Annotated in this window: 8 protein-coding genes and 1 pseudogene; all 9 read left to right on the forward strand. The window is 47.1% G+C overall.

What is annotated here, in order from left to right:
- The first annotated feature begins 209 nt into the window (after positions 1–209).
- The 9 genes and pseudogenes from ADU24_RS00005 to clpC all read left to right on the forward strand — a co-directional run bounded on the left by ADU24_RS00005 (position 210) and on the right by clpC (position 11,661).
- Positions 210–1,280 (forward strand): D-alanine--D-alanine ligase, encoded by a 1,071-nt coding sequence (locus ADU24_RS00005; RefSeq protein ID WP_053364735.1) that lies wholly within the window; start codon positions 210–212, stop codon positions 1,278–1,280.
- A 430-nt stretch (positions 1,281–1,710) separates the two neighbouring features.
- Positions 1,711–3,099: a UDP-N-acetylmuramoyl-tripeptide--D-alanyl-D-alanine ligase gene (locus tag ADU24_RS00010; RefSeq protein ID WP_053364736.1), complete on the forward strand. Its 1,389-nt coding sequence runs from the start codon at positions 1,711–1,713 to the stop codon at positions 3,097–3,099.
- Positions 3,100–3,139: 40 nt separating this feature from the next.
- Complete coding sequence (locus tag ADU24_RS00015; RefSeq protein WP_053364737.1) at positions 3,140–3,853, forward strand: alpha/beta hydrolase; 714 nt, start codon at positions 3,140–3,142, stop codon at positions 3,851–3,853.
- Between the two features lie 206 nt (positions 3,854–4,059).
- Complete coding sequence (locus ADU24_RS00020) at positions 4,060–5,541, forward strand: DEAD/DEAH box helicase (RefSeq protein WP_197277454.1); 1,482 nt, start codon at positions 4,060–4,062, stop codon at positions 5,539–5,541.
- 121 nt (positions 5,542–5,662) lie between these two features.
- Positions 5,663–6,142: pseudogene (locus ADU24_RS00025) on the forward strand (UV DNA damage repair endonuclease UvsE); the annotation flags it as partial.
- Positions 6,143–7,078: 936 nt separating this feature from the next.
- A complete protein-coding gene (locus ADU24_RS00030; RefSeq protein WP_053364740.1) occupies positions 7,079–7,540 on the forward strand; it encodes a CtsR family transcriptional regulator in 462 nt (153 codons plus the stop codon).
- A 45-nt stretch (positions 7,541–7,585) separates the two neighbouring features.
- Positions 7,586–8,134 (forward strand): UvrB/UvrC motif-containing protein, encoded by a 549-nt coding sequence (locus tag ADU24_RS00035; protein WP_053364741.1) that lies wholly within the window; start codon positions 7,586–7,588, stop codon positions 8,132–8,134.
- Position 8,135: 1 nt separating this feature from the next.
- Positions 8,136–9,209 (forward strand): protein arginine kinase, encoded by a 1,074-nt coding sequence (locus ADU24_RS00040; RefSeq protein WP_053364742.1) that lies wholly within the window; start codon positions 8,136–8,138, stop codon positions 9,207–9,209.
- A gap of 13 nt (positions 9,210–9,222) precedes the next feature.
- Positions 9,223–11,661, forward strand: a complete 2,439-nt coding sequence (clpC, locus tag ADU24_RS00045; RefSeq protein WP_053364743.1) for an ATP-dependent protease ATP-binding subunit ClpC — start codon at positions 9,223–9,225, stop codon at positions 11,659–11,661.
- Positions 11,662–11,683 lie beyond the last annotated feature (22 nt).

Here is an 11,683-nt window from a genome sequence, read left to right on the forward strand (position 1 = left end):
CTTCAGCTCGTCGCAAAGCTGCACGGAGCCAATTCACAGATGTTTCTCGAGAAGTTGATACAGGTAGCTGCTTCGCCCCGCGGAAAGCGTGTGCCCGGAGTGGAAATCAACAGCAAGGTTATACTAGCCTATACAATTTTTGATTCAACCTATATAGCGAAAATTATATAGTTGGGTTTGCCCATGGCATTAATTTACGGAGGTTCGGTATGAAAACAAAATTAGGATTGTTATATGGCGGGAAATCCGCGGAACATAAAGTCTCATTGCAAACCGCAATGGCTGTAATCAAAGCGCTTGATGTTGAAAAGTTCGATATTTTTCCAATCTATATCACGGAAGAAGGAAAGTGGGTGAAAGGCCCGCAGCTTCAAGGGCCGATCAGCTCTGTAAGAGAGCTTGAATTTTCCCCGGAAGCGGCAGAAGGAAAGCTTGCTCCCGCCATTTTTGCGGGAAACGACAATGATGGCGGACTTGATGTAATCTTCCCGCTTTTGCACGGGCCGAATGGAGAAGACGGTACTGTTCAGGGGCTGTTGGAATTATTGAACCTTCCTTATGTAGGGAATGGTGTGCTCGCCTCGGCTGCGGGCATGGATAAAGTAATCATGAAAAACATTTTTGCTGAAGCAGGCCTTGCTCAAGTCGATTACACCTTCTTTATCCGAAGTGAATGGGAGGCGGATAAGGCAGGGGCTTATGAAAAGATTGAGAACAAGCTTGGCTATCCATGTTTCGTGAAGCCGGCAAATCTTGGTTCCAGTGTCGGGATCAGCAAATGCCGGAACCGCGGGGAACTGGAGAAGGCGTTTTCGGAAGCGTTCCTTTTTGACAGAAAAGTAATCGTTGAAGTCGGGGTAACCGCCAGGGAAATTGAAGTTGGCGTTCTTGGCAATGACCATCCGGAAGTATCGGTTGCAGGTGAAATCGTCCCGAAAACGGATTTCTATGATTACAAGGCGAAGTATGAGGATGGGGACACAGCTCTGATCATCCCGGCAGATGTTGATGGAGAAACATACGAGCGTATCAGGGACATGGCAATCCGGGCCTTCAAGTCGCTTGATTGCTCGGGACTAATTAGAGCGGATTTCTTCTTAACCGAAAATGGCACTGTTTTAATCAATGAAGTAAATACGATGCCTGGTTTCACGCCGTTCAGTATGTTTCCCCTCCTTTGGAAGCATACCGGGGTGGAATATCCAGAACTTATTGAGAGGCTGGTTAGCCTGGCGCTCGAAAGGCATGCGGAAAAACAAAGCATTAAATATACATTTTAAGGAAAAGACGGGCGGGGACACGGCAGTAGCGGTGTCCTTTTTAAGGCTACCCAATCGTTGGGCCAAATTGCATCGCCCGGTCCTTATTCGTCAAGAAATTATGCCTTGGCATAATTGAGGATTTTCGAGGAGCGCCTAGCCAGTTTCCCTCGCGAAGGCGCTTGCGCATTTTGTTTTTGTCTAGGAAATTATAGAAATGAACCTTGTGGATAACTCGAATTAAGTTATTGTAATCCAGCTCCACAAGGAAAGCTACGGCAGCATAACATCGCACGAAGGAAAAGTGTTCTTCTTTTCCGAGGAGCGCCTAGCCCCTCTATGGTCTAAGCCGGTTCCCTCCGGAGGGCAGGCCCATCCTGCGGGACCTTATCTTTGCTTGTCGGGGCTGACCAAGGCGCTTGCGCATTTTGTTTTTTAGGAGGTAATCCGATTGATTCGGAAAACGATTAACGAAATCATAGACATGATTCCCGTACTCAATGATGTTTCACCATTTGGAGAAACCAGGATAACAGGAGTTAGTATCGATACCCGGAAAATAAAGAAGGGCAATTTATTCATTCCCTTTAAGGGTGAAAAGGTTGACGGCCACAAGTTTGTGGAAAGCGCGATTGAAAATGGCGCAGTTGCCGCCCTTTGGCAGAAGGATGCCCCGAATCCACCCGAAGGCATTCCGCTCCTGATTGTGGACGATTGCCTTGAAGCGCTTCAGGAACTTGCTAGGAGCTACCGCAGCCAAATTGGCGTTAAAGTCGTCGGGGTTACTGGCAGCAACGGAAAAACAACGACAAAGGATATGGCGGCAAGCCTCCTTTCGACAAAATACAAAGTCCAGAAGACAGAAGGAAACTATAACAACCATCTCGGCCTTCCGCTCACCGTTTTAAATTTGGATGAGGATACGGAAATGGCTGTCCTTGAAATGGGGATGAGCAGCCGCGGGGAAATTTCCTTTTTGACGAGGCTGGCACGTCCGGAGGCTGTCATTATTACGAACATTGGCGAATCCCATTTACTTGATCTTGGATCTAGGGAAGGAATTGCCGAAGCCAAGCTTGAAATTCTTGAAGGTTTGCAGGAAGGCGGAATCGCCGTCCTGAATGGGGACGAGCCGCTTTTAATGGAGAGGGTTTCCGGGATTGGCGCTGGGATCCATTTACAAACATTCGGTCGCGGTGAATCGAATGATATGTACCCGGTTGAAATTACCCAATCCACTCATGGAAACGAGTTCCGGGTGAATCTTTCGGATGAGCGTTTTTACCTGCCCGTTCTCGGAACGCATAATATTATGAATGCGATGGCCGCCATGCTGGTTGCCCGCCACTTCTCGTTGTCATTCGAGGAAATGGCGGAAGGGCTTAAATCGGTCAGGCTGACGCAGATGAGGATGGAGCTGTCGGAAGGGTTAAATGGCGAAAAAATTATCAACGATGCCTATAATGCAAGCCCGACCTCCATGAGTGCGGCTATTGAGCTTGTCGCCAATCTGGGAGGATATACGAAAAAAATTCTCGTGCTTGGCGATATGCTTGAATTAGGCCCGCTTGAAAAGGAATACCACCATAAGATTGGTGAAATGCTTGACCCTGGGAAGATTAACCTTGTCTTTACCTACGGGAAGCTTGGTTCCCTGATCGCCGAAGGAGCGAGGAAGGTATTGGGGCGTGAAAGGGTTTATGCATTTGAAGAAAAGGAAAAGCTAAGCAAGGAACTAAAGAAACACACAAATTCCGATACATTGGTTTTGGTTAAAGCTTCTAGGGGAATGAAGTTGGAAGAAGTGGTCGCCTTCCTGCAGAAGGAGGAAAGCCATTAAAGTACTATTGTTCAACTTTAAGCTTCCGGGGTGATCAAGCATGATAGGCTGTTTATGCATCCATGGTTTTACAGGTGCACCATATGAAGTCGAACCGCTTGCCGACTATCTTAAAAGCAGGCACCCCGATTGGGTCTTTCGGATTCCAACCTTGCCGGGGCACGGGGAAACCCTTTCGCTAAGAGGGGTGAAATTCAAGGAATGGATCGCTTATGCTGAAAGGGAATACATGGAGCTGGCCGAGCAGTGCGATACAATCTATGTGATCGGTTTTTCGATGGGCGGACTGATTGCCGGATACCTGGCCGCAAATTACAAAGTGGATAGGCTCATCCTCCTGAGCGCCGCCGCTTATTACCTTAACCCAAAGCAGATGGCTGCAGAATTGAGGGAAATGGCCAGGGACTTGATTAACGGAACCTTGGAGGAAAATGAATTATTTTCACGCTATAAACGAAAAATAACGGAAACGCCACTGTCCGCAGCGCTCCAATTCAGAAAGTTGGTTGCTTTTATCAGGCCCCAATTATCGTTGATTGAAGCGCCGACTTTTATTGCCCAGGGAGAGAGCGATGGACTCGTTCCTCCCAAGAGCGCTGAATTTTTGTATCAATCGATACCCGCAGAGCATAAAAAGCTGGCGTATATAAAAGAATCAGCCCACCATATTTGCCATTGCCGGGAAAAAGGTGCCCTTTTTTCCCAGGTAGACGACTTTCTTGAGGGGATACCTGTCCTGCCGGAGTCATGTTAGCGTAGGTTTGCTTCATTGCATTATCAGGCCGGAAATGGTATGATAGGCACCAACGTGTCTAAAAGGTAGTCATTACAGGGCATACTCCTTTGGGAGAATGTCTTTTTTTTGCTAAAATAGAGAAATGAAAACGGAACTTGCTCTTATGTGGATTCGGGACGTTTTTCTGCACGCATACTATATTTAACAGCAACACATGAAGGAGAATGAAAACATTGACCAAGTTTGAAGATTTAGGCATTAGCCAACAAACGTTAAAAGCTGTCCTTAAAATGGGCTTTGAAGAAGCTACGCCCATCCAGGCGGAAACCATTCCATTAAGCATGGAAAATAAAGACCTTATCGGGCAGGCCCAAACGGGAACTGGGAAAACCGCTGCCTTCGGGATTCCTCTAGTTGAAAAAATCAACCCTTCTAACCATGCCATCCAGGGTATCATCATTGCCCCAACCCGTGAGCTTGCCATCCAGGTGTCCGAGGAACTTTATAAAATTGGCGCCGGTAAACGGATTCAAGTACTTCCTATTTATGGGGGGCAGGATATCAGCCGCCAAATCCGTTCATTGAAAAAAGGCCCTCATATCATCGTCGGTACTCCAGGGCGTGTCATTGACCATATCAACAGAAAGACTATGCGCCTTGACCAGGTTCATACAGCTATCCTTGACGAAGCGGATGAAATGCTGAACATGGGCTTCATTGAAGATATTGAAGCGATCCTCGCTGCGATTCCAGCTGAACGCCAAACGCTGCTTTTCTCTGCCACTATGCCGGCACCTATCCAGAGGATGGCCGAAAAGTTCATGAAGAACCCGCAAATTGTCCGTGTAAAAGCGAAGGAAATGACTGTTCCATCAATTGAACAGTACTATCTTGAAGTTCAGGAAAAAAATAAGTTTGATGTACTGACAAGGCTTCTTGATATTCAATCCCCGGAACTGGCTATTGTATTCGGGCGTACGAAGCGCCGCGTTGACGAACTGGCCGAGGCGCTGACACTCAGGGGCTATACGGCTGAGGGAATCCACGGGGATTTGACCCAGGCAAAACGAATTTCTGTGTTAAGGAAATTCAAGGAAGGTTCCATCGATGTCCTTGTTGCGACAGATGTTGCCGCGCGCGGACTGGATATTTCAGGCGTAACCCACGTTTACAACTTTGATATCCCGCAGGATCCGGAATCGTATGTCCACAGAATCGGACGAACAGGCCGTGCCGGAAAAACAGGCGTTGCCTTAACATTCATCACTCCGCGCGAAAAGTCCTATCTTGCAGTAGTTGAAAGGACAACGAAGCGCAAGATGGAACGGATGCTGCCGCCAACCCTTGATGAAGCGCTTGAAGGACAGCAAAAAGCGGTTGTTGAACGGATTGAACAAACAATTGAGTCCAATAATCTCCAATACTACAAAGCAGCTGCCGCGGAGCTTCTTGAAAACAATGACGCTTCGACTGTGGTCGCAGCTGTTCTGAAGATGCTGACGAAGGAGCCTGATACAACTCCGGTCAAGCTCACAGAAGAGGCTCCTCTTCCACAAAGAAGGGACCGCGATCGTAAGCCTTTCAACAGAGGAGGCCGCGGAGATTCCAAAGGTGGTTATGACCGCCGCAAAGGCTCCGGCCGTTACGGTGAAAAACGCCCATACGAAAAGCGCACCGGCGGAAAGCCACGCAGCTACAATAAATAATAACCTCTTTAGCGCAGGTCCCCGATTGGGGCCTGTGCTTTTTATTTCCAAGCAGCCAAGCATATGTTTTTCGGGGCCAAAAGGCATCCTAAAAATAAAGCTTTAATTGGAGGGATGCCAAATGACCGTAGTCAGGCTCGGATACGTGGCAATGAGCACAATTGTAGAGCATTGCTCCCCGTCACAAACAATGACGTTCGCCCAATTCAAGAGGCTGAAGGACAGGGAAGCGGCGATTCGGAAACTGGAACGGATTGCCCTTTCCAACCTTGCGAATTGCCTCCGGCTGCTCCGGCATAACCTCGCGAATGACATCCGATTTTTCCGGTTCAGTTCACGGCTCATCCCGCTTGCGAACCATGAGGAATTATCCGGCTGGGATTACATAACCCCTCTCGAGGAAGGGTTTAAAAATATCGCATCCTTTTTAAAAGAGCATCCTTCGCGCGTTGATTTTCATCCGGATCATTTTGTTGTCCTGAATACAAATAAGAAGGATATTTTAAAAACGTCCATCCAAACACTAGGAATGCATTACCACATGTTAAAGGAAATGGAAATTCCTCCTGTGCACCGCTGTGTCGTCCATATCGGCGGCGGGNCACGGAAGTTAAGCTTCTCAGCGCCGATGGTAGTTGGGGCCTTGCCCCTGTGAGAGTAGGACGCTGCCGGGCAAACAAAATGGAAGGCAACCTTTGAATGGGTTGCCTTTTTTGGTGTATAGGAAATTATACAACCGAACCTTGTGGATAACTCGAATTAAGTTATTGTAATCCAGCTCCACAAGGAAAGCTGCGGCAGCATATCATCGCACGAAGGAAAAGTGTTCTTCTTTTCCGAGGAGCGCCTAGCCCCTCTATGGTCTAAGCCATGTCCAGCTTCAGCGGCTAGGGGCTCGGGGTCATAAGCCAATCCGTCTGAAGGCATAGTCCGCCTTCTGCCGTCTCGTCTTACGCCTGTCGCCCCTGGGCAAGCCGCTTATGCATTTCGTGGTTCCCTCCGGAGGGCAGGCCCATCCTCGGAAATGCTCGTATTTCCTTCGTGCGTGGGCGTATCCAGGGATGCCTTTCAGTGTCCTGCGGGACCTTATCTTTGCTGGTCGGGGCTGACCACTAAGGAAAGCTCCTAAGAATAATCCTTGCAGGGACAGGCGCTCTTTGCCTGTCACAAAGGCGCTTGCGCATTTTGTTTGTGTATGAACCTTAATTTATGCCCCATGCTACACAAACTCTCTTCATTTAATAACCTTCAGCATTTTCTTCTGAATAACTCATCTAAGTTAAAACCCACCAAAATGACCCACACTCCCGACAGTACGAGCGAAATATATTAAAAGTGGCAAATCCTAATGGAAAGACATCCCTGTTTAGTTTTTCAAATCCGGGGTAGAGGAAAAAATCACCCAAAAACATCCCCCTTAAAGGTTTCGTACGAACCTTAATTGGAGAAAATATCAATGATTAAAAAAATTGCACGTACATAACCCCATCATGTATAATTAAAGTCAAATATAGTCAAAGTCAGTGGGGGTGACAAGTTGAGAAATATCTCTGATATCATTGAAAACTACTTGAAACAGGTCCTGGAGTTAAGTGAAGAAGATCTTGTTGAAATAAGGAGGAGTGAGATAGCAGATAAATTTCAATGCGTCCCTTCCCAAATTAATTACGTAATCAATACGAGATTTACCATTGAGAGAGGATATTTAGTGGAAAGCAAACGGGGGGGAGGGGGCTACATTCGAATAATGAAAGTTCAGTCGAATGACCATGCCCACTTGCTCGACCATGTGCTTTCCCTTATTCAGGACCAAGTTAGCCAAAGTAAAGCAGAAGGCATTATTCTCCGTTTGATAGATGAACAAGTGATTTCTGAACGCGAGGCAAAAATTATGCTGAGTGTTATTGACAGATCCATTTTGTTTATCGATCTTCCCTATAGGGATGAATTGCGGGCGCGGATGCTTAAGGCAATGCTGACGACACTGAAATATAAATAGGGAAAAGAAGGTTCCCTTCATAAACGTTTTAAAGAAGGTGAGAAAATGATTTGCGAAGAGTGCAATAAAAGGCCGGCGACCATGCACTTCACAAAAATCCTGAATGGCAAGAAAACTGAAATTCATCTTTGTGAACATTGCGCACGGGAAAAGGGCGATTTGTTTATGATGAATGGAGGAGCGGGTTTTACTATTAACAATTTACTTGCCGGCCTTCTTAATTTTGACAAAGGCCACCAGCAATCAGGGAAGGATGCATATAAGCAGGAAGAAGTCCTGCAATGCCCTAATTGCAGAATGACGTTTCCTCAGTTCGTCAAGGTTGGCAGGTTTGGCTGCGCACATTGTTACAGAACGTTTTCCAGCCAGCTGCAGCCAATATTAAGGAGGCTCCACGGAGGAAACTGGACCCACAACGGCAAAATACCGAAACGGGTTGGCGGAACACTTCATATTAGGAAAAAGCTTGACGAGTCCAAACGGATGCTAAAGGAGCTTATTTCGAGAGAGGAATTTGAAAAGGCTGCTGAAATCCGCGATGAAATCCGGATGCTTGAAAACATGATGGGAGGAACAGCCGGAGGGGGGAAGTAAAGTGTCTTTGGAGAATTTTCTAAACAATGCCGTCAGTTCCTGGATGAACAATGAAGGACCGGAAGCCGATATTGTCCTCAGTTCAAGAATCAGGCTTGCGCGAAATCTTGAAGAATATAAATTCCCAGCGCTTATAACAAATGAAGAAGGCCAGGAAATTATTTCAAAGCTAAAGGAAATGGTCGAAGGTCCGGGGTTCACAGCTTTTGGCAATCTTGAACTTCTTACGATGCATGAGCTTCAGCCATTGCAAAAGAGGGTGTTAGTCGAAAAGCATTTAATCAGCCCACACCTTTCCGAGGATTCTCCTTTCGGGGCATGCCTTCTTTCAGAAAACGAAGAGATAAGCGTAATGGTGAATGAAGAGGATCATATCAGGATACAATGCCTATTCCCCGGTCTTCAGCTGACAAAAGCGCTTGAGGCGGCAAATGTAATTGATGATTGGCTGGAAGGGAATATAAAATATGCTTTCAATGAAAACCTGGGTTATTTGACTAGCTGCCCTACGAATGTTGGAACCGGACTTAGGGCTTCGGTGATGATGCATCTCCCCGGCCTTATTTTGACACAGAAAATAAATGCCATTATCCCTGCAATAAATCAACTTGGGCTTGTAGTAAGGGGGATTTATGGGGAAGGCAGCGAAGCGCTCGGCAATATTTTTCAAATATCCAACCAAATTACCCTGGGAAAATCCGAAGAAGATATTGTGGAGGATTTGAACAGTGTTGTCAGTCAATTAATTGAGCAAGAAAGGTCGGCTCGTGAAGCTTTGGAAAAGACTTCCCGCATACAATTGGAAGATAGGGTATTCAGGTCTTTCGGAATTCTGTCAAATTGCAGGATTATTGAAACAAAAGAGGCGGCCCGATGTTTATCCGATGTTAGGCTAGGGATTGATATGGGGTATATAAAAAATATATCCAGGTCAATATTGAACGAACTCATGATTTTGACGCAGCAAGGGTTCCTCCAGCAATATGCGGGTGGGCCATTGAGGCCGGAAGAAAGGGACATCCGGCGTGCCGGACTTATCAGGGAGCGACTAAAACTGGAAAAGGATAATAGATGAGGAGGAAACGACAATGATGTTTGGGCGATTTACAGAAAGAGCTCAGAAAGTACTTGCTTTGGCCCAGGAAGAGGCAATTCGCCTTGGCCACAATAATATTGGAACCGAACATATTTTGCTCGGCCTCGTCCGTGAGGGGGATGGAATTGCCGCCAAGGCTCTCTATGGGCTGGGTCTGGGAGCGGAAAAGATTCAAAATGAGGTTGAAACGCTCATCGGCAGAGGACAGGAAGTTCCCCAGACCATTCATTACACTCCAAGGGCGAAAAAGGTAATTGAGCTTTCTATGGATGAAGCGAGAAAACTCGGCCATTCCTACGTTGGTACAGAGCACATCCTGCTAGGGCTTATCCGTGAAGGCGAAGGTGTTGCGGCAAGGGTACTAAACAATCTAGGAGTAAGCCTTAACAAAGCGCGGCAGCAAGTTCTCCAGCTTCTGGGAAGCAATGAATCCGGGGGCCATCCCGGCAGTACTTCCGTCAGTGCCAACACACCGACGCTCGACAGCCTGGCAAGGGATTTGACGGTCGTAGCGAGGGATGGAAGCCTTGACCCGGTAATCGGGCGAAGCAAGGAAATTCAGCGTGTAATTGAAGTGCTTAGCCGCAGGACGAAGAATAACCCTGTTTTAATTGGGGAACCCGGAGTCGGGAAGACGGCTATCGCAGAAGGACTCGCACAACAAATTGTGAATAATGAAGTACCCGAAATCCTCCGTGATAAGCGTGTCATGACTCTCGACATGGGAACGGTTGTTGCCGGCACAAAATATCGCGGTGAATTTGAGGATCGTTTGAAAAAGGTTATGGACGAAATAAGGCAAGCAGGAAATATCATTTTGTTTATTGATGAATTGCATACATTGATTGGCGCAGGCGGTGCGGAGGGTGCTATTGACGCTTCAAATATCCTGAAGCCATCGTTGGCCAGAGGGGAATTGCAATGCATTGGCGCGACCACTCTTGATGAATACCGGAAATACATCGAGAAGGATGCAGCGCTTGAAAGACGCTTTCAGCCAATCCGTGTCGATGAACCGACCGCGGATGAGTCCGTCCAAATTCTTCAGGGGCTGCGTGACCGCTATGAAGCCCATCACAGGGTGACAATTACAGATGAGGCGATTGAAGCAGCGGTTAAGCTATCCGATCGGTATATTTCAGACCGGTTCCTTCCTGATAAGGCTATTGATTTAATTGATGAAGCTGGTTCAAAGGTAAGGCTCCGTTCCTACACAACGCCTCCTAATCTAAAGGAACTGGAATTGAAGCTTGAGGAAGTAAGAAAGGAAAAGGATGCGGCCGTACAAAGCCAGGAGTTTGAAAAAGCGGCTTCCCTTAGAGATTCGGAACAGCGGCTGCGCGAACAGCTTGAAGAGACAAAGAAAAGCTGGAAAGAGCAGCAAGGTAAGGAAAACAGTGAAGTTACCGTAGAAGATATTGCGGATGTAGTGTCAAGCTGGACGGGAATTCCGGTTTCAAAACTCGCGCAAACAGAAACGCAAAAGCTTTTGAATCTTGAGGAAATTCTCCACTCGAGGGTCATTGGCCAGGAAGAGGCGGTTAAAGCCGTTTCGAAAGCCGTCCGCCGCGCACGGGCAGGTTTGAAAGATCCGAAACGCCCAATTGGCTCATTCATTTTCCTTGGCCCAACAGGGGTAGGTAAGACCGAGCTTGCCCGAGCTCTCGCGGAAGCAATGTTTGGGGATGAAGATGCAATGATTCGGATCGATATGTCCGAGTACATGGAGAAGCACTCAACATCAAGGCTGGTCGGCTCACCTCCAGGATATGTTGGATATGAGGAAGGCGGGCAGCTTACTGAAAAGGTTCGCCGCAAACCGTATTCTGTTGTTCTCCTGGACGAAATTGAAAAAGCGCATCCTGATGTCTTCAATATTTTGCTCCAAGTATTGGAGGATGGGCGTCTGACCGATTCGAAAGGAAGGACAGTCGACTTCAGGAATACCGTGCTTATAATGACGTCCAATGTCGGTGCGGAAGCGTTGAAGAGAAACAAATATGTAGGCTTTAATATCCAGGATGGGGAACAGGATTACAAGGATATGAAGAGTAAGGTAATGGAAGAGCTCAAAAAAGCGTTCCGTCCTGAATTCCTTAACAGGATTGATGAAATCATCGTCTTCCACTCACTTGAACGGAAACATCTTCAGGAAATTGTTACCCTCCTATCCGACCAGCTCGTGAAGCGGCTGAAAGAACAGGATATTACACTCGTGCTAACGGATTCGGCCAAGGAGAAAATTTCCCAGGAAGGGTATGATCCTGAATATGGAGCCCGCCCGCTGCGCAGGGCAATCCAGAAGCATATCGAAGACCGGCTGTCGGAAGAACTGCTTAAAGGTACATTGTTGACCGGCCAGCATGTTATAATTGATGTAGATAATGGCGAGTTCACTGTGAAAACGGCGGCCAAGGATCCAGTAGGATAATTCTGCCGTTTAGGATAGCATC

The sequence above is a fragment of the Bacillus sp. FJAT-27245 genome, assembly GCF_001273955.1.
GTDB lineage: Bacteria > Bacillota > Bacilli > Bacillales > Cytobacillaceae > Bacillus_D.